This is a genomic window from Lentzea sp. NPDC051838 (assembly GCF_040681245.1).
Classification (GTDB): Bacteria; Actinomycetota; Actinomycetes; order Mycobacteriales; family Pseudonocardiaceae; genus Lentzea.
In genome coordinates, this window is sequence record NZ_JBFAYI010000008.1 from 1 (window position 1) to 16,600 (window position 16,600).

Annotated in this window: 17 protein-coding genes; 7 read left to right on the top strand and 10 right to left on the bottom strand. The window is 68.0% G+C overall.

What is annotated here, in order from left to right; all coding sequences use genetic code 11:
- Positions 1-239 precede the first annotated feature (239 nt).
- Complete coding sequence (locus tag AB0M24_RS19845; RefSeq protein ID WP_363770233.1) at positions 240-1,274, top strand: aldo/keto reductase; 1,035 nt, start codon at positions 240-242, stop codon at positions 1,272-1,274.
- Between the two features lies 1 nt (position 1,275).
- Here the strand turns inward: AB0M24_RS19845 and AB0M24_RS19850 are convergent, their stop codons facing one another.
- Genes AB0M24_RS19850 through AB0M24_RS19860 form a run of 3 tightly spaced genes read right to left on the bottom strand, consistent with a single transcriptional unit; the run spans position 1,276 to position 4,438 of the window.
- On the bottom strand, positions 1,276-2,397 hold the full coding sequence (locus tag AB0M24_RS19850; protein ID WP_363769347.1) for a hypothetical protein: 1,122 nt from the start codon (positions 2,395-2,397) through the stop codon (positions 1,276-1,278).
- Entirely contained in the window at positions 2,394-3,908 is a 1,515-nt protein-coding gene (locus tag AB0M24_RS19855) for an alkaline phosphatase D family protein (RefSeq protein ID WP_363769350.1), read from the bottom strand. Before AB0M24_RS19855 ends, AB0M24_RS19850 begins: the two co-directional genes overlap by 4 nt.
- Positions 3,909-3,919: 11 nt before the next feature.
- Positions 3,920-4,438 (bottom strand): FAD-dependent oxidoreductase, encoded by a 519-nt coding sequence (locus AB0M24_RS19860; protein WP_363769354.1) that lies wholly within the window; start codon positions 4,436-4,438, stop codon positions 3,920-3,922.
- Positions 4,439-4,504: 66 nt separating this feature from the next.
- On the opposite strand from AB0M24_RS19860, the gene AB0M24_RS19865 reads away from it, so the two are divergent.
- Positions 4,505-4,975: a MarR family transcriptional regulator gene (locus tag AB0M24_RS19865; protein ID WP_363769357.1), complete on the top strand. Its 471-nt coding sequence runs from the start codon at positions 4,505-4,507 to the stop codon at positions 4,973-4,975.
- Here AB0M24_RS19865 and AB0M24_RS19870 read toward each other — a convergent pair.
- Positions 4,923-5,462, bottom strand: a complete 540-nt coding sequence (locus AB0M24_RS19870) for a helix-turn-helix domain-containing protein (protein WP_363769360.1) — start codon at positions 5,460-5,462, stop codon at positions 4,923-4,925. The two genes, AB0M24_RS19865 and AB0M24_RS19870, sit on opposite strands and share 53 nt — an antisense overlap.
- A gap of 111 nt (positions 5,463-5,573) precedes the next feature.
- On the opposite strand from AB0M24_RS19870, the gene AB0M24_RS19875 reads away from it, so the two are divergent.
- The 3 genes from AB0M24_RS19875 to AB0M24_RS19885 all read left to right on the top strand — a co-directional run bounded on the left by AB0M24_RS19875 (position 5,574) and on the right by AB0M24_RS19885 (position 9,222).
- On the top strand, positions 5,574-6,527 hold the full coding sequence (locus tag AB0M24_RS19875) for an SDR family NAD(P)-dependent oxidoreductase (protein WP_363769363.1): 954 nt from the start codon (positions 5,574-5,576) through the stop codon (positions 6,525-6,527).
- Positions 6,524-7,456, top strand: coding sequence for an SDR family NAD(P)-dependent oxidoreductase (locus AB0M24_RS19880; protein ID WP_363769366.1), 933 nt, complete (start codon positions 6,524-6,526; stop codon positions 7,454-7,456). Before AB0M24_RS19875 ends, AB0M24_RS19880 begins: the two co-directional genes overlap by 4 nt.
- Positions 7,457-8,178: 722 nt before the next feature.
- Positions 8,179-9,222 (top strand): chitinase, encoded by a 1,044-nt coding sequence (locus AB0M24_RS19885; RefSeq protein ID WP_363769369.1) that lies wholly within the window; start codon positions 8,179-8,181, stop codon positions 9,220-9,222.
- On the opposite strand, the gene AB0M24_RS19890 is transcribed toward AB0M24_RS19885, so the two are convergent.
- Both AB0M24_RS19890 and AB0M24_RS19895 read right to left on the bottom strand, forming a co-directional pair.
- Positions 9,219-9,596 carry an SgcJ/EcaC family oxidoreductase gene (locus tag AB0M24_RS19890; RefSeq protein WP_363769372.1) on the bottom strand — a complete coding sequence of 126 codons (378 nt, stop codon included), beginning with the start codon at positions 9,594-9,596 and terminating at the stop codon, positions 9,219-9,221. The genes AB0M24_RS19885 and AB0M24_RS19890 overlap by 4 nt on opposite strands.
- Before the next feature lie 105 nt (positions 9,597-9,701).
- Positions 9,702-10,976: a hypothetical protein gene (locus AB0M24_RS19895; RefSeq protein WP_363769375.1), complete on the bottom strand. Its 1,275-nt coding sequence runs from the start codon at positions 10,974-10,976 to the stop codon at positions 9,702-9,704.
- Positions 10,977-11,059: 83 nt separating this feature from the next.
- Here AB0M24_RS19895 and AB0M24_RS19900 point away from each other — a divergent pair, with 83 nt between their 5' ends.
- On the top strand, positions 11,060-11,641 hold the full coding sequence (locus AB0M24_RS19900) for an acetoacetate decarboxylase family protein (RefSeq protein WP_363769378.1): 582 nt from the start codon (positions 11,060-11,062) through the stop codon (positions 11,639-11,641).
- On the opposite strand, the gene AB0M24_RS19905 is transcribed toward AB0M24_RS19900, so the two are convergent.
- The 4 genes from AB0M24_RS19905 to adh all read right to left on the bottom strand — a co-directional run bounded on the left by AB0M24_RS19905 (position 11,629) and on the right by adh (position 15,344).
- Positions 11,629-12,444 (bottom strand): hypothetical protein, encoded by an 816-nt coding sequence (locus tag AB0M24_RS19905; RefSeq protein WP_363769381.1) that lies wholly within the window; start codon positions 12,442-12,444, stop codon positions 11,629-11,631. The two genes, AB0M24_RS19900 and AB0M24_RS19905, sit on opposite strands and share 13 nt — an antisense overlap.
- A complete protein-coding gene (locus tag AB0M24_RS19910; RefSeq protein ID WP_363769384.1) occupies positions 12,441-13,298 on the bottom strand; it encodes a hypothetical protein in 858 nt (285 codons plus the stop codon). Before AB0M24_RS19910 ends, AB0M24_RS19905 begins: the two co-directional genes overlap by 4 nt.
- Positions 13,299-13,470: 172 nt before the next feature.
- Positions 13,471-13,824, bottom strand: a complete 354-nt coding sequence (locus AB0M24_RS19915; RefSeq protein WP_363770236.1) for a DUF779 domain-containing protein — start codon at positions 13,822-13,824, stop codon at positions 13,471-13,473.
- Complete coding sequence (adh, locus tag AB0M24_RS19920; RefSeq protein ID WP_363769387.1) at positions 13,821-15,344, bottom strand: aldehyde dehydrogenase; 1,524 nt, start codon at positions 15,342-15,344, stop codon at positions 13,821-13,823. The genes AB0M24_RS19915 and adh overlap by 4 nt, the downstream gene beginning before the upstream one ends.
- 88 nt (positions 15,345-15,432) lie before the next feature.
- Between adh and AB0M24_RS19925 the strand changes: the two genes are divergently transcribed.
- The gene (locus tag AB0M24_RS19925; RefSeq protein WP_363769390.1) at positions 15,433-16,587 is read left to right on the top strand and encodes a GAF domain-containing protein; all 1,155 of its coding nucleotides are present in this window, start codon (positions 15,433-15,435) and stop codon (positions 16,585-16,587) included.
- Positions 16,588-16,600 lie beyond the last annotated feature (13 nt).

Genomic DNA, 16,600 nt, shown 5'->3' on the forward strand with positions numbered 1-16,600 from the left:
GGGGTGTCAACTCGACGAAAAGCGTGTCGAGTTGACACCCCGGCTCTGGCGCGGCCAACGATCAGGCACGACTCGTGACGGGGCCCGCCGGAGCGCACGGAAAAGCAAGCTCGCCTTCGGCATCGCCCAAGCAGCCTCGGCTTCGCCTTCGGGTCGCCTCGCCTTCGGACTCGGGCTTGATCTTGCCGTGGCGGGGTTGACCTAGAGCTGGGTCTAGTTCATAGGTTGCTGCTATGACGATGCGTTATCGCGTACTTGGGGGAACCGGTATCGAGGTCAGTCACCACTGCCTCGGCGCCATGATGTTCGGCGATGTCGCCAACAAAGACCACGACGAAGGGGTGCGGATCATCCACCGCGCGCTCGACGCGGGTATCAACTTCGTCGACACCGCCGACATGTACTCGGCGGGAGAGTCGGAAGAGATCGTCGGCAAGGCGTTGAAGGATCGTCGTGACGACGTCGTGCTGGCTACGAAGGTGCACTTCCCGCTTACAGAAGGTCGTAACCGCAGCGGTAACTCGCGGCGGTACGTCGTGCGTGCTGTCGAGGACAGCCTGCGCCGTCTGCAGACCAACTGGATCGACGTTTACCAGGTGCACCGGCCGGATTACTCGACGGACGTCGAGGAAACGCTCTCGGTGCTCACGGATCTGGTGCGGGAAGGGAAGATCCGCGCGTTCGGGTGTTCGACCTACCCGGCCGAGGAGATCAACGAGGCCTACCACGTGGCGATGAACCGTGGCCTGATGCGGTTCCGCACTGAGCAGCCGCCCTACTCGTTGCTGGCGCGCGGGATTGAGCGGGCGGTGCTGCCGACGGCACAACGGCTTGGCATGGGCGTGCTGGTCTGGAGTCCGTTGGCCAGCGGGTTCCTGTCGGGCAAGCATCGGCGGGGTGCGGCGGTCGAGGCGTTCCGGGCGACGTTGACGCCGGACCGGTTCGACGAGTCGTTGGCCAAGAACGCGGCGAAGTTCGACGCGGTGGAGGAGTTCGCGAAGCTCGCCGATGAGATGGGGGTGTCGTTGCCCGCGTTGGCGATCGCGTTCGTGACTACGCATCCGGCGGTGACGTCCGCGATCACCGGGCCGCGCACTATGGAGCAGCTGGAGTCGTTGCTCGAGGGCGCTGACCTGGTGCTGACCGATGACGTGCTGGACCGGATCGACGAGATCGTGCCGCCTGGTACGGATACCTACGACGTGCACGGGTTCTGGAAGCCCGCGTCGCTGCTGGACGTCCACCAGCGACGCAGGCCCGTCGATCAGCGGTAGTTCACCAGGCTTGGGTCGACAACCCCGTGCCCAGGTAGATCTGGTCGAAGCCGTTGCCGTCGTTGTCGTCCGTGTAGACGACGGTGATCTGGCCCCACGGGTCCACGCCGACGGTGGGTTCGTCCTGCCTGCCGTCGGCGTTGGAGACCGTGAGCTGGCGGGGCGGGCGGCCCGTTGTGGTGCCGTCCGGGTTGTAGACGCTGGTGTAGATGTCCTGGGCTTCTGCGGTGGTGACGGCGACGCCCAGTTGGTCGTCTATGCCGATTTGCGGGTCGGTGCCGGTGGTGCTGGCTACGGCGCCGCGTGAGGTGCCGGTGGCGGTGAAGGACTGGGTCTTCACGCCGGACTGTTCCCAGGTGATCGCGAAGTCGCCGTTGAAGTTGGCTGCCACGGCGGGGTGTTTTCCTTGCCCCGTCGTGGTTTGCGCCTGCTTCACGCCGCCGGACGGGGTGAGGATCTTGCGGGCTACGTTGGCGTCCGCCTCCCAGGCCACGATCGCGTTGCCTGCCGCGCCCATCGCTACCTGGGGCTTGGCGTGGGTGCCGCCCGCGTTGTTGACCTGGGCCTCGTAGGTCTTGGACGAGATGGAGGCGAACCCGCTGACGCGCACGGTGGGTGCGGCGGTGCCCTGTTGGTCTTCCCAGGCGACCGCGAAGCCGCCGGTGTCCGGATCCGCTGCGACGCTGGGGAAGTGCTGCTGGCCGTCGGCGCTCGCGTTGGCCGTGCCGGAGCCGGAGACCGTGCCTGCTGTGCTCACGGAACGGACCGCGATGTTGTAGAAGCCGTTGCCGTCCGGATCTTCCGACCAGACGACCACGGCGGTGCCGTTCTCGTGCAGGGCGACGTCGGGCTGCCAGTGGCGCCAGTTGCCGGTGCCGCCGGTGCTCAGCTTCTTTTCGTAGACGGAGGTGCCGTCGCGGTAGAGGCGGATCCAGACGTCGGAGTGGATCGGGTCCGTCGGGGCTGTGGTGTCGCGGTCGTCCTCCCACACGACGGCCGTGTAGCCGTTGCGGGTGGTGGAGACGGACGCGTTGTCCTGGTCGCCGGTCGAGTCTGTGTTGACCGTGGACCACGTCATCGGGGCGGGGGCGAGGAGGAGGCTCGCGATCAGGAGGGTCTTCACGGCGCCTGCAATCCGGGGTTGGTGGACTCGACGACGTAGCTGCCGACGGTTTTCACCGGGTAGTCGCGGACGGTGACCTTGTCGACGGCGCGGAAGTCGACGCGCATCTCGGTGGCGTTGGTGCGGGTTCTGACGTAGCCGCGCAGGTTCTTGAAGTACTTGACGTGCGGGTTCAGCGTCGGGTTGAGGCTGTTGTCGGCCGCGTTGCCGTCGCCGCCGGACGTGATCGACGTGGTGACGAGCTCGGTGCCGATGATGCGGTTCTGGGTGCCGTAGTTCTGCATGAGGTTCGCGGCCCAGCTGCGGTGCACGTCGCCGGTGAGCACGACGGTGCCCTTGTTGCCGCTGGTGTCCCAGGCGTTCTGGATGCGGGTGCGGTTGGCGGTGTAGCCGTCCCAGGCATCCATGCTCTTCGAGCCGTCCGCGGCGGCGAGGCGCTGGGCGAAGAACACCTGCTGGCCGAGGAAGTCCCAGGTGCCGAGCTTCTGCCTGAGCCCGTCGATCAGCCAGGTTTCCTGGGAGGTGCCGGTGAGCGTGCGGGCCGCGTCGTCGGCGGCCGGGCAGACCTTCGTGCCGTCGCCGCACGCCTGGTCGTCGCGGTACTGGCGGGTGTCGAGCATGTGGAACGTGGCGAGGCTGCCCCAGCGGATCCGGCGGTGCAGCAACATGTTCTCGGCGGTCGGGGCTTGGGCTGACCGCAGTGGCATGTGCTCGTAGTACGCCTTGTACGCGGCGGCGCGGCGGGCCTTGAAGTCACCGGCCGGGCTGCTGTCGTTGCGCACGAGGTCGGCGTAGTTGTTCTCCACCTCGTGGTCGTCCCAGACGACGAGCCAGGGCGCGGTGGCGTGCGCGGCCTGCAGGTCCGGGTCGGTCTTGTACTGGGCGTGGCGGACGCGGTAGTTGGCGAGCGTGCTGATCTCGGTGGAGGGCGCGAACGTGCGGACCTTCGTGGTGGTCGCGGCGCCTTCGTAGATGTAGTCGCCGAGGTGCAGGATCAGGTCCGGGTGTTCCTCGGCCATCCGGCGGTAGGCCGTGAAGTAGCCCTCCTCGAAGTGCGAGCACGAGGCGAAGAGCATGGAGAGCTCGGGTTGCGTGCCGACGGCCGGTGCGGTCAGGGCGCGGCCGGCGGGGGAGATGTGGCCGCCGGTGCGGAAGCGGTACCAGTACTCGCGGCCCGGTTCGAGGCCGGTGAGTGTGACGTGCACGGAGTGAGCGCTTGCCTGCTGCGTCGTGAAGGTGCCGGTGCGGGCGAGGGACGTGAAGCGCTCGTCGGTGGCGACCTGCCACTCGACGGCCTGGTTGGTGTTCGGCATGCCGCCGAGGCCGTCGGCGCCTAGGGGGTTGGGGGCGAGGCGGGTCCAGATCACGAATCCGTCGGCCGCCGGTTCGCCGGACGCGACGCCGAGGGTGAACGGGTAGCCGATCGCGTTGGCCAGCTTGGGGATCGCCAGTCCGGCGCTCGCTCCCGCGAGGCCGCCCACGATGAAGGTGCGTCTCCGTAACGTGGTCATGACCAGCAGGCTTACCGAACGCGGGTAAAGGCCCGCCTAACGCTGTGCGGCTTCAACGTGGTTTCCCACCAAGAGAATGCCGCGTAGTCGTCCGAGTGGATGTCGAACGCGTCCGCGAGGAGCTCGGCGGCGCACAGTGGGATCTCGGTGTCCTGCACGGCTTTGTAGAGCAGGGCGATGTGGTCGCGGGACCAGGATTCGAGCCGGAGACCGGGTAATCGGTCGGCCTCGCAGCAGGGCTGGGCGCACACGACGATGTCGAACCACTCGTCCTCGTGGTCGTTGAAGGCGACCGTGACGCCGAAGCGGTCGGGCTGGAGCGCTGTGACGGTGCTGTGGCGGGTCTCGTAGTGGAGCGGGTAGGGGAGGGCTTCGAGGCGCTTGGCGGCGTGCAGGTCAGGGCCTCTGAGCGGTACCGGGTCGTGGTGTTTGCCGTGGTCGAGCACGACGACGTCCCACGCGCTGCGGGTCAGTCTGAGCGCGGTCGCGAGTCCGGCGATCCCCGTGCCTACGACGAGTGCTGTGGCCATGTCCAGCCCCTTCCCCCTAGGATAGAGGCTAGCGAATGTTCAGAAATTTCTGAAGACAGGGTTGCTGTGACGGGCGAGACAGCACGCAGAGAGGCTGCCGAGCAGTTGGCGCTGACGCTGGTCGGCGCCGGGATGCAGCGGATGGGGGCGCGCGCGTTGGCGGCGTTCCTGTTCTCCGACAAGGAGTCGCTGACCGCGGGGGATCTCGCCGACGAGCTGGGTGTGAGTGCCGGATCGGTGTCCGGTGCGGTCAAGATGGTCGCGCAGATGGGGCTGATCGAGCGGATCTACGTGGCGGGCAGCCGGCGTGAGCACTTCCGGATGCGCGACAACGCCTGGACCACGCTGTACTCGCGGCAGCACACCGTCGTCGACGAAATCCTGGTCGCTGTGCAGAACGGCGTCGAGGTGGTCGGGTCCGGGCCTGCTTTTGAACGGCTCGCCTACATGCGCGACTTCTACACGTTCCTGCTCGACGAGGCTCCTATGCTGGTGGAGCGCTTCGAGCAGCAGCGCCGTGACGGATCCCGTCCATGATCAGGTCGAGCATGCGTTTGGCCTGAGCCGGGTCGCCGTTCTGGGCGACGCCGATCAGGAGCGTCATCACGTCCATCGGCTCGGCCTGTGCGCCCATGGCGTGGAGCAGCGTTTCCACCGCGGCCGTCATCTTGGCGCGGCTGTGCTCGAACGGGTTGATGCCCAGCGCGATCACGGCCTGGAGCGCGTCCTTGAGGTCCTGCTTCGTCGCGATGTACGCGATGAAGAGGTCCATCCACTCTCGTAGCGCGGCTTCCGGCTCGTTGGTCTCCAGGAGCTCGGGGGCGGCGGCGCAGAGCTTGTCCAGCTCGGTGCGGTAGACGGCCTCGATCAGGGCCTCGCGGGTGGGGAAGTGCCGGTAGAGCGTGCCGATGCCGACGCCCGCCTTCTTGGCGATGGCGCCCAGCGTCACGTCCTTCTCGTGGGTGAACGCGTCGAGCGCCACCTCGAGCAGCAACCCGCGGTTGCGGACAGCGTCAGCACGCACTTCTTCATCACTCCATCAGGTCACTTGCTAAACGGAGGACCCTCCGGTTACTGTGGAACCCGAACCGGAGGAACCTCCGTTTCAGTGTACGACACAGGTTGGGGATTTCAGATGAGTGAGCGCATCACCACCCCGTTCGGCTTCGAGACGACTGCTCTCGAGGTCGTCGAGGGCGTCGACCTCTCGGGCCGTCGCGCCGTGGTCACCGGTGGAGCGTCGGGCATCGGCGTCGAGACCGTGCGGGCGCTGGCCGCCGCGGGCGCCGAGGTCACCATCGCGGCGCGGAACGTCGAGGCGGGCCAGAAGGTGGCCGCTGAGCTGTCCGCCGCCACGGGCAACAAGCAGATCTTCGTCGCTCCGCTGGAGCTGACCTCGCAGGACTCGGTGAAGGCCTTCGTCGCCTCGTGGGACGGCCCGCTGCACCTGCTGATCAACAACGCGGGCGTCATGGCCACGCCGCTGACCCGCACGCCGGAGGGCTGGGAGCTCCAGTTCGCCACGAACCACTTCGGCCACTTCACGCTGACCGTCGGCCTCTTCGGCTCGTTGCGCGCCGAGGGTGCCCGCGTGGTCAACGTCAGCTCGGCCGGCCACCTCTCGAGCCCCGTGGTGTTCGAGGACATCCACTTCGAGCGCCGCGAGTACGACCGCTGGCAGGCTTACGGCCAGTCCAAGACGGCGAACGTCCTGTTCGGCGTCGAGGCGGGTCAGCGCTGGGCGTCCGAGGGCATCACGATGAACGCCCTGATGCCCGGCGGCATCCTCACGGCGCTGCAGCGCCACATCACGCCCGAGGAGCTGCAGGAGCGCATCAAGCTGCGCGGTGGCGACGCGGGCCCGTTGCGGCTCAAGACCCCGGAACAGGGCGCCTCGACCACCCTGGTGCTCGCCGTCTCGCCGCTCGTCGAAGGCCGCTCGGGCTTGTACTTCGAAGACTGCGACGAGGCCCTGCCGCACGAGCCCGGCATGACCAACGGCCTCGCCGCCTACGCACACGACCCGGAAGCCGCCGCCCAGCTGTGGAAGGTCTCCGAGGAAACCCTCAAGATCGGGGAACAGGCATGATCACCACCGGCTACGGCTTCGACACCACCGCGATGGAGGTGGCCCAGGTCGCCGACCTGGCCGGCCGCCGAGCCATCGTCACCGGCGGCGCCTCGGGCATCGGCGTGGAAACCGTCCGCGCCCTCGCCACCGCAGGCGCCGAGGTCACCATCGCGGCCCGCGACGTCGACGCGGCCCAACGCGTCGCCACCTCCCTCATCAAGGCCACCGGCAACAAGCGGATCTCGGTCGGCAAGCTCGACCTGTCCTCCCAGACCTCGGTGAAAGCCTTCGCGCGCAACTGGGACGGCCCCCTCCACCTGCTCATCAACAACGCAGGCGTCATGGCCACCCCGCTCACCCGCACCCCGGAGGGCTGGGAGCTCCAGTTCGCCACCAACCACTTCGGCCACTTCACCCTGACCCTGGGCCTCTTCAACTCCCTGCGAGCCGAAGGCGCCCGCGTGGTCAACGTCAGCTCCTCGGCCCACCTCATGGGCGCCGTCGAGTTCGACGACATCCACTACGACCACCGCCCCTACGACCGCTGGCAGGCCTACGGCCAATCCAAAACGGCCAACATCCTCTTCGGCCTGGAAGCCGGCACCCGCTGGGCCTCCGAAGGCATCACGATGAACGCCCTGATGCCAGGCAGCATCGCCACCAACCTCCAACGCCACCTGACCCAAGCCGAACTCCAAGAGCGCATCCGCCAAAGCGGCGCCGCCACCACCCGCCGAGTCAAAACCCCAGAACAAGGCGCAGCCACCACCCTCGTAGTAGCCACCACCCCGCTCCTCGCAGGCATCTCCGGCAAGTACTTCGAAGACTGCAACGAAGCCGCCCCCGCTACAGGCGACACCCACCTCCGAGGCGTAGCCCCCTACGCCCAAGACCCAGAAGCGGCCGCCCAACTCTGGAAAGTCTCAGAAGCAACCCTGGGCTTCTAACCCCCCGCCGCGGAAGCGCCGCGGGGCCACCACGAAGGCCCCGCGGCAACCTGACCCGCCCCGGCCCAGCCCACCTCAGCCGTGGCGCGCTCCCCAGAGCCTCCGCCTGTCCAACCCGCCGAACGTGGCCCCGCCACACCTGCGCCTAAGTTGCTCCACCTCCCTGTCTCCGCGCTGCCCGAGCACGCCTAGCTGCACCCATCTGCGCAAGCCCGACCACCTATGCGAGCCCGCACTTACCTGCCCACGCGAGCCCGCGCCCACCTCTCAAGCCCGCGCTCGTCTGCGCACGCCCGCACCTACTCCCGCAAACCCACATCGGCACGCGTGAGCCCACATCCGCCCGCGCGAGCCCGGAGTCACCTGCGCAAGCCCGTCCGCCCGCGCGAGCCCGCACTTACCTGCCCACGCAAGCCCGCGCTCCACCCCTCAAGCCCGCGCTCACCCCCTCAAGCCCGCGCTCGTCTGCGCGCGCCCGCACTCACCCGCGCAAGCCCGCACCTGCCGTCCTCTCACCCCACCCGCGCCGCACTTCCGTCCACTTCACACGCCCCGGAACCCCCTCCGGCCATGCCCCACCTCCGAGCCGGACCTCACCCCAGCCACCGTCTCCCACCCCCAACCCCGCGCCACCACCTCCACCCCCACTCCACCCGTAGAGGTCTGGACCATTTCGTGCTTCAATGACAAAGGGTCGCCGCCTGCATGCGAAAGGTGAGCGAATGTCTGCCCGCTTGGTAATGAAGGCGCTGACAGCCCTGCTTCTGCTCATGAGCGCCGTGCTGGTCCCGTCCACCGCGCAGGCGGCCGACACCTGTGCGCTCAAACCCCGCCCGGCCGGCAAGGTTCTGCACGGCTACTGGGAGAACTGGGACGGCGCGTCGAACGGGGTGCATCCGCCGTTCGGCTGGACGCCCATCACCGACGCCCGCATCAAGCAGCACGGCTACAACGTCATCAACGCGGCGTTCCCCGTGATCCGCTCCGACGGCACGGTGCTGTGGGAGGACGGGATGGACGCGGGCGTCAAGGTTGCGACGCCTGCCGAGATGTGTGCGGCCAAAGCAGCCGGGGCGACGATTCTGCTGTCGATCGGTGGTGCGGCGGCGGGCATCGACCTGAGTTCTACCGCGGTGGCCAACCGGTTCGTCGCCACGGTGGTGCCGATTCTCAAGAAGTTCAACTTCGACGGCATCGACATCGACATCGAGACCGGGCTGGTCGGCAGCGGCAACATCAACCAGCTCTCGCCCTCGCAGGCCAACCTCATCCGCATCATCGACGGCGTGCTCGCGGCGATGCCGAGTGGCTTCGGCCTGACGATGGCTCCCGAGACGGCATACGTGACGGGTGGCAGCATCGTCTACGGGTCGATCTGGGGTGCGTACCTGCCGATCATCAAGAAGTACGCGGACAACGGGCGTCTGTGGTGGCTGAACATGCAGTACTACAACGGGTCGATGTACGGGTGCTCCGGTGACAGCTACCAGGCTGGGACGGTGCAAGGGTTCGTGGCGCAGACCCAGTGCCTCAACAAGGGGCTGGTCGTGCAGGGCACCACGATCAAGGTGCCGTACGACAAGCAGGTGCCGGGCCTGCCCGCTCAGCCGGGTGCCGGTGGCGGCTACATGAGCCCGAGTCTGGTCGGGCAGGCGTGGAACAGCTTCAACGGTCAGCTCAAGGGCCTCATGACCTGGTCGATCAACTGGGACGGCTCGAAGAACTGGACGTTCGGCGACAAGGTGAAGTCGCTGCAGAACCGCTAGAGCACGATGGTGTTCTGGCCGGCGGCGATCTTCCACGAGCCGTCCTCTTTGGACAGGACGTACAAGGGTGAGCCCTCGGCCACGTCCAGGTACGTGCCGTCCGGTGAGACTCGGCGCTGACGGATCTTCACGGCGGCCACGTCGGGCCGGATGAACAGCACGTGCGACACCTCGTAGGTCGCGAGCGCCTCCTTTCCCGCGCCGGGTAGCACCTGGCGGGTGAAGGAGGCGATCTCGTCACGGCCCAGCAACCGCTTGCCGTGCGCGGTCGTCCAGATCGCGTCGTCGCGGAAGAGCTCGATGAACTCTTCCGGCAGCTCGTTCTGCTGGGCGTGCTGGACGGTGGCGACGAGGTTCTCGATCTCAGTGGTCATGCCCAAGATCGTCGTACCTCGACCATGGTAGAGGTCAAGAGCGCGAAGCCCGGCGGCACAGCGTGTCCTGGAGGCACTGTGCGGCCGGGCTTCGCTTTCAGCGGGTCACTTGCGGGGCGCGACCCGAGACTCGTAGGAGTTCGGCTTGTAGCTCGGGTTGAAGAAGCAGCCCGTGCCGTACTTCTTGTCGTGGCTGGGGCAGCTGTACGCGATCAGGTAGGGGTTGGACCGCACCCCGAACTTCTCCCACGCCGCCAGCGACTGCATGGCCGCCGCGTACTCGGAGTCGCTGAACGCGCTGTGCGTCGCCTCGGTGGTGAAGGTCTGCACGAGGTTGTACCAGCGGCCGGCCTTCAGGACCTGGTCCCGGTAGGCCGACTCGTGCTCCACGAACGCCGTGGGGTCGCCGATCGCGTGCACCGACAGCACCGGGATGTCGATCTTGCCGGTGAGGTCGCTGTCGTAGGCCAGGTCGGCGCGGGCGGCGGGGTCCGCGGAGAAGCGCTCGACGCCTGCGTTCAGGGCCTTGTCGTCGTGCGAGCCCTTGTAGACGACACCCGCGTTGCTCCACGGGTTCCGGTCACCCAGGCGGTTGTGCACGATGTCGCGGAACGTGAACGTCGCGAAGTTCAGGTGCGACTGCAGCGTCTCCTCGGGGATCTTGGTCACGGCGAGGATGTCGGTGAGCTTCTGCTGCTGCTCGGGCGTGCGACTTCCTGCCACGCCAAGACATTCCTCGACGCGGGACCGCAGACCGGCCGTCGTCATCGTGGAACCGGGACGCAGACCCTGCCACAGCGGGTACTGCACCTCGGACGGGCGCGGGTGGTTGCCGCAGTAGTACTGGTAGACCACGCGCAGGTCGACGCGGTAGTCGTAGCCGCGCGAGCCGCCGGCCATCACGCCGCTGGTGAGCAGCGCCGCGTCGTAGCCCTTGTACAGCTCGATGGTCTTGGCCGCGACGTTGCCGCCCCACGACTGGCCGTGGATGTACACCTTGTGCGGCTTGAGCATGGCGCTGACCATCTTGCGCAGGTTGTCCGTGTCCTCCGCGGCCATGCGCGTGCCGTAGCCGCCACGCCGGTACGAGGTGCCGGCCCAGGCGTAGCCCTCCTTGACCATGACCGCCCAGCGGTTCAGGTCGTCACGGGTGCGGTCGGGCGTGGGGTCGCCCAGGTCCGGGCCGCCGTGCGAGTGGACGACCAGCGTCTTGTTCCACTTCTTCGGCACGGCGATCGTGTAGTACGCGCCGTTGGGGTCCCGGCCCTCGTAGCAAGTGGCGTCGGCGGGGACGTTCTCCGGGCACGGTGCCGTGGGCGGCAGCGGCGGCGCGGGCGTCACGACGCTCGCGGCGAGTGCGAATGCCAGCAGGACGTTCATGGCGGGAATCGTGAGCCCGCCTCTACAAGTGGTCCAGCTCACGCGGGCAAACTTGGGATTTCCCTGACGTTACGATCGTGGGCGTGCGTTATCCAGCCGAGCCGTGGCACATGCGGGGCTCCTTCGTGATCTCCGTCTTCCGGGTGCCGCGCGACCAGGTGCCGCACGCCGACCTCCCCGCTGGCGCGCGAATGATCACGCTGGCGGGCAACGCTTTCGTGGCCGTCGCGTTCGTGAAGTACGAGGAAGGCAGCGAGCTCACCTACGACGAGCTGCTCGCCGCCACGCCGGTACTCGACCAAGGCCGGATAGCCGTGTCCGTGCCGCAGATCTGGGTCGACAGCGAGGCGTCGCGAGACGGCGGCCGCGAGATGTGGGCGATCCCGAAGCAGCTCGCGAAGTTCGGCGAAGGCTCGTCGATCGCGGGCGTGGCGGTCAGCCCAGGCGTCGGGCTGCCCGGCGAGTGGGTCACGACGGGCTGGACCGCGCAACGACTGGACGGCCGCGACGTCCGCACGAAACTGCGCCTGTCCGGACGGTTCCGGCTCATCAAGGCAGCCTGGCTGTTCCCGCTCGACGGCCCGCTGGGCTACCTCACCGGCCGCACACCACTGGTCAGCCTCGCCGGCAAGAACATGCGGCTCACGTTCGGTCAGGCCCCGTAACGCACGCTGTTCAGCACGTGGCGCGCCCACGCGTGGTCGGCGGGGTCGTCGTGGATGCACGTCACGATGAGCATGTCACCCGGTCGGGCGACGTGCCCGAAGAACTCGTGCTGCGGCACGCCTTCAGGGCTGGTCGTGAGCCACAGGGCGTGGCGCGCCTCGATTCCGTTGGACGTGCGGAGCGTCTGTTCCGCGGGCACGGACGGCGCACCCGCGAGCGCCATGTCGAGGAACAGGTCCGCTGCCACACCGGGCGCGCGGCGGATGTCGAGGATCACCGTGCGGCCGGGCCCGACGAACCGCAGCCCGTCAGGATCGAGGAGTGGTGTCAGGCCGGCCGTGCGCTCGATGCTCCACTTGCCGAGCAGCTTCTGCTGGACCGACACCGGCAGCTCCGCGAAGAACGCGCTCAGCACCTCGTCCCGGTCCCACACCGTGCCCAGCAACGGGTGCTCGACGTAGAACGGCAGGTGGTCCGGTTCGACGGGCTCGCAGCCGACCTCGGCGTCCAGCAGTCCCTGCCAGGGCTTGATGTCGTGCGCGAACGTGCCGCGCAGCCCCACGACGGGCCACACCTCGGCAGCACGCCGGGCGTCCTCCACGCTCACCCGGATCCACGCGCCCAGCCACAGCTCCAGGTCGCCGGTCAGCTCCAGCCGCAGCACAGCGCGCACGTACCCGAAGCCGTCCGCGAGCACGATGTCGTCCGCCAACGACATCTCTGGCTCGACCGGCAGGCCCATGTCCACCGTGACGATGCCGGTCTCGTCGATCTCGGCACCACAGCACGAGCACGAAGTCATGACTCCCCGATGTACTGGACGCTGTTCAGCACGTGCTGCGCCCACGCCCTGTCAGCGGGGAAGCGGTGCACCACGCGCACGGACAGCATGGTGCCAGGGCGCACGACGTGCCCGTGGAACACCTGCTCCTCGTTGCCGTCGATGACCTCGCTGAGCCAGAACGCGTGCCGCAGCTCCGGTCCGATGTGCTCGACGGAGTGATCCTCCGACGGGTAGCCGTCGATCACGGCCGCGAGGAAGTCGCTGGGCGTGCGTTGCGCCTTGTCGTTGTAGACGTCGAGCCCCACCCAGCGGCCGGGGCTCGAGAACCACACCGTGCGGTCCTCCACCACGCAGCGCATGCCCGCGGTCCGCTCGACGCTCCAGACCTCGCCCAGCGTCTCCCGGATCGAGATCGGCAACGGGTGCCGGATGCAGCTGAGCACCTCGTCGCGGTCCCATTCCCGGTCCAGCAACGGGTGCGAGGTGTAGTACGGCAGCTCGTCGGCGTTCAGCACGGCCGCCTCGACCGGGACGCCGAGCAGGTCCCACGGCAGGATGAAGTTCGCGAACGTGCCGGACACGCGGAAGTTCGCGTACTCGGAGTCGTTGTCCCAGACCGCATGGGCGTACATCGCGTCGACCTTGCTGATCTTCATCCACGCGCCGAAGACCAGCTCCACTCCGCCGGTCAGCCGAACCGGCAGGAGACAACGGAGGTACGACTGGCCGTCCGGTCCGACGAGCAGGCCGCCTGTCGGGGCGCCGAGCTGCTCCGAGGGCAGGCCGATCAACGGCTCCGGGCGGTTCAGCCGGTAGTCGATGCGGTCCGTAGACGTGATCTCGGCTCCGCAGCATCCGCATTGGACGGTCATGGGCAGATGCTAGTGCCGCGACCATCGGCCTTCACCGCGTATCCGGCGCTCAGCAGGGCACCTCACGGTTCCGGCCCCACGCCCACAGCCAACCAGGATGAGGACGTGGGGCCGGAACCGTGATGCACCCGTCTGAGCACCGAATCCGGGGCAAAGGCCGACGGCCACGGCACTAGAGCTCCTCCTCGCTAAGCAAACGTGAACGCACCAGGAAACGCATTCCGAGTGGCGCTTCCAGCGAGAACCCGCTCCCACGGCCGGGCACCACGTCGATAGTCAGGTGCGTATGGCTCCAGTACTCGAACTGCGCCGCGGACATCCACACCGGGACCGAGAACGAGTCGACGGCGAGGTCGCCGAGGTGCACGTCGGACGCGCCGGTGCGGAACTCCCCGGCGGGGTAGCACATGGGCGCGGAGCCGTCGCAGCAGCCGCCGGACTGGTGGAACATCAGGTCGCCGTGGGACGCCCGGAGGCGGCGGAGCAGATCCGCCGCCTCCGGGGTGAGTGCGACGCGCGGCATCAGAAGAAGCCCAGCGCGTTCTGGGAGTAGCTGACGAGCAGGTTCTTGGTCTGCTGGTAGTGGTCGAGCATCACGCGGTGGTTCTCGCGGCCGATGCCGGACTGCTTGTAGCCGCCGAACGCCGCGTGCGCCGGGTAGGCGTGGTAGTTGTTCACCCACACGCGGCCCGCCTGGATGTCGCGGCCCGCGCGGTAGGCGACCGAGCCGTCGCGCGACCACACGCCGGCGCCCAGGCCGTACAGAGTGTCGTTGGCGGTCTTCATGGCGTCGTCGTAGGAGTCGAAGGACGTCACGGCGACGACCGGGCCGAAGATCTCCTCCTGGAAGATCCTCATCTTGTTGTCGCCCTCGAAGACGGTGGGCTGCACGTAGTAGCCACCGGACAGCTCGCCGCCGAGGTCCGCGCGCTCGCCGCCGGTGAGCACGCGGGCGCCCTCCTGCTTGCCGATGTCGATGTACGACAGGATTTTCTCGAGCTGGTCGTTGGACGCCTGCGCGCCGATCATCGTCTCGGTGTCGAGCGGGTGACTCTGTTTGACGGCCTGAGTGCGCGAGACCGCGTCGCCCAGGAAGTCCGAGTAGATCGACGACTGGATCAGGGCGCGCGACGGGCACGTGCAGACCTCGCCCTGGTTCAGCGCGAACATCGTGAAGCCTTCAAGAGCCTTGTCGTAGAAGGCATCCCGCTCCGACGCCACGTCGGCGAAGAACACGTTCGGCGACTTCCCGCCGAGCTCCAGGGTGACCGGGATGATGTTCTCGCTGGCGTACTGCATGATCAACCGGCCGGTGGTCGTCTCGCCCGTGAACGCCACCTTCGCCACCCGCCGCGACGACGCCAGCGGCTTGCCCGCCTCGACGCCGAAACCGTTGACCACGTTCACGACGCCCGGCGGCAGCAGGTCCGCGATGAGCTCCATCAGCACGTGGATCGACGCGGGCGTCTGCTCGGCCGGCTTCAGGACCACCGCGTTGCCCGCCGCCAGTGCCGGTGCGAGCTTCCAGACCGCCATCAGCAGAGGGAAGTTCCACGGGATGATCTGGCCGACGACGCCGAGCGGCTCCTGGAAGTGGTACGCGACCAGGTCCTCGTCGATCTGCGAGATGCCGCCTTCCTGCGCGCGGATCACGCCCGCGAAGTAGCGGAAGTGGTCGACCGCGAGCGGCAGGTCGGCGGCCAGCGTCTCGCGGATCGGCTTGCCGTTCTCCCACGTCTCCGCCACCGCGAGCATTTCCAGGTTGGCTTCGATGCGATCCGCGATCTTGTTGAGCACGTTCGCCCGGTCGGCCACCGACGTCTTGCCCCACGCGCGGGCGGCGCCGTGGGCCGCGTCCAGGGCGCGTTCGACGTCCTCGGCGGTGCCGCGGGCGATCTCGGTGAACTCCTCGCCGGTCACCGGGGTGGGGTTGGCGAAGTACTCACCCTTGGCGGGCGGCACGTACTCGCCTCCGATGAAGTGGTCGTACCGGTCGCGGTACGTGACCACGCTGTCCGGCTGTCCCGGAGACGCGTACTTCGTCATCGCCCTACCTCCCGCATCGTTGCGCTGCTGACGGCGACGCTAAGTAGTGCAACGTTTCACGCGCGTTGCATCCGAAAGGAGTAACGAAATGCGTCAGGAGGCCCTTCATCCTGGACAGGTGATGGACCTCGGCGAGGCAACACGGCCGGTGATCGCTGCGTCGTGGCAGCGGTCCCTCGCCGCGCGCGTCGACCCGGACCGGCACGAGGCGCCGGTCGTCTACGCCCCCGACGAGATCGCGGACCTGCGCGGCGCGCACCCGTTGGCGACCGCCGTGCCGCTGCTCAGGCACACGCTGTCGATGGACGACACGATCATGATCGTCACCGACACGTCCGGGCACATCCTGTGGTGCGAGGGCGACAACGGGGTGCGGCACAGCGCCGAACGCGTCCACCTCACCGAAGGCTCGCGCTGGAGCGAGGACGCCATCGGCACCAACGCGATGGGCACCGCGCTGGCGACCGGCAAACCCGTCACCGTCCACTCGCGCGAGCACCTCGTGCGGACTTATCACGGCTGGACGTGCGCGGCGAGCCCGATTCACGACCCCCACAGCGGGCTGCTGCTGGGCGTGGTCGACGTGAGCGGGCCGTTGAAGACCATGCACCCGGCCGTCGCGCAGCTCGTGTCGGCCGCAGCTCAGCTCGCCGAACACCATCTGCAGCAGCATTTCGTGCCACGAGGTCACGTGCTGACGTTGAACTTCCTCGGCGGTCCGCACGCGGATCTCGACGGCCGGTCGCTCGCGCTGACGTTGCGCAACGCGGAGGTGCTGACCGCGCTCGCGTTGCACCCCAAGGGCCTCACCGCCGAACAGCTTGCATTGCTGCTCTATGGTGATCGAGGGAACCCGACCACGGTCCGGGCTGAGCTGCACAGGTTGCGGGCTCAGCTCGGTGGAGTGCTGCTCACCAGGCCGTATCGACTGGATGCGGTGGTGCAGGGCGACTTCCTGGACGTGCGCACGGCGCTGCGGACGGGGGACGCCCGCCGAGCCACCCGCCACTACAGCGGCGAGCTCTTACCCCGTTCGGACGCACCCGTTGTGCGGGAAGAACGAGCGGACCTCGCCGCCGCGGTGCGCAGGCGGGTGCTCGACACCGGAGACGTCGACTCGCTGCTGGAGTTCGCGGACAGCGGGGAGGACGCCGAGGTGCTCGAACGGCTGCACCTGCTGCTTCCGGCCACAGATCCTCGTCACGCTCTTGTCTCCTCGCGCCTGCGAAGGGCGCTGGAATAGGCTTCCCCGCCGG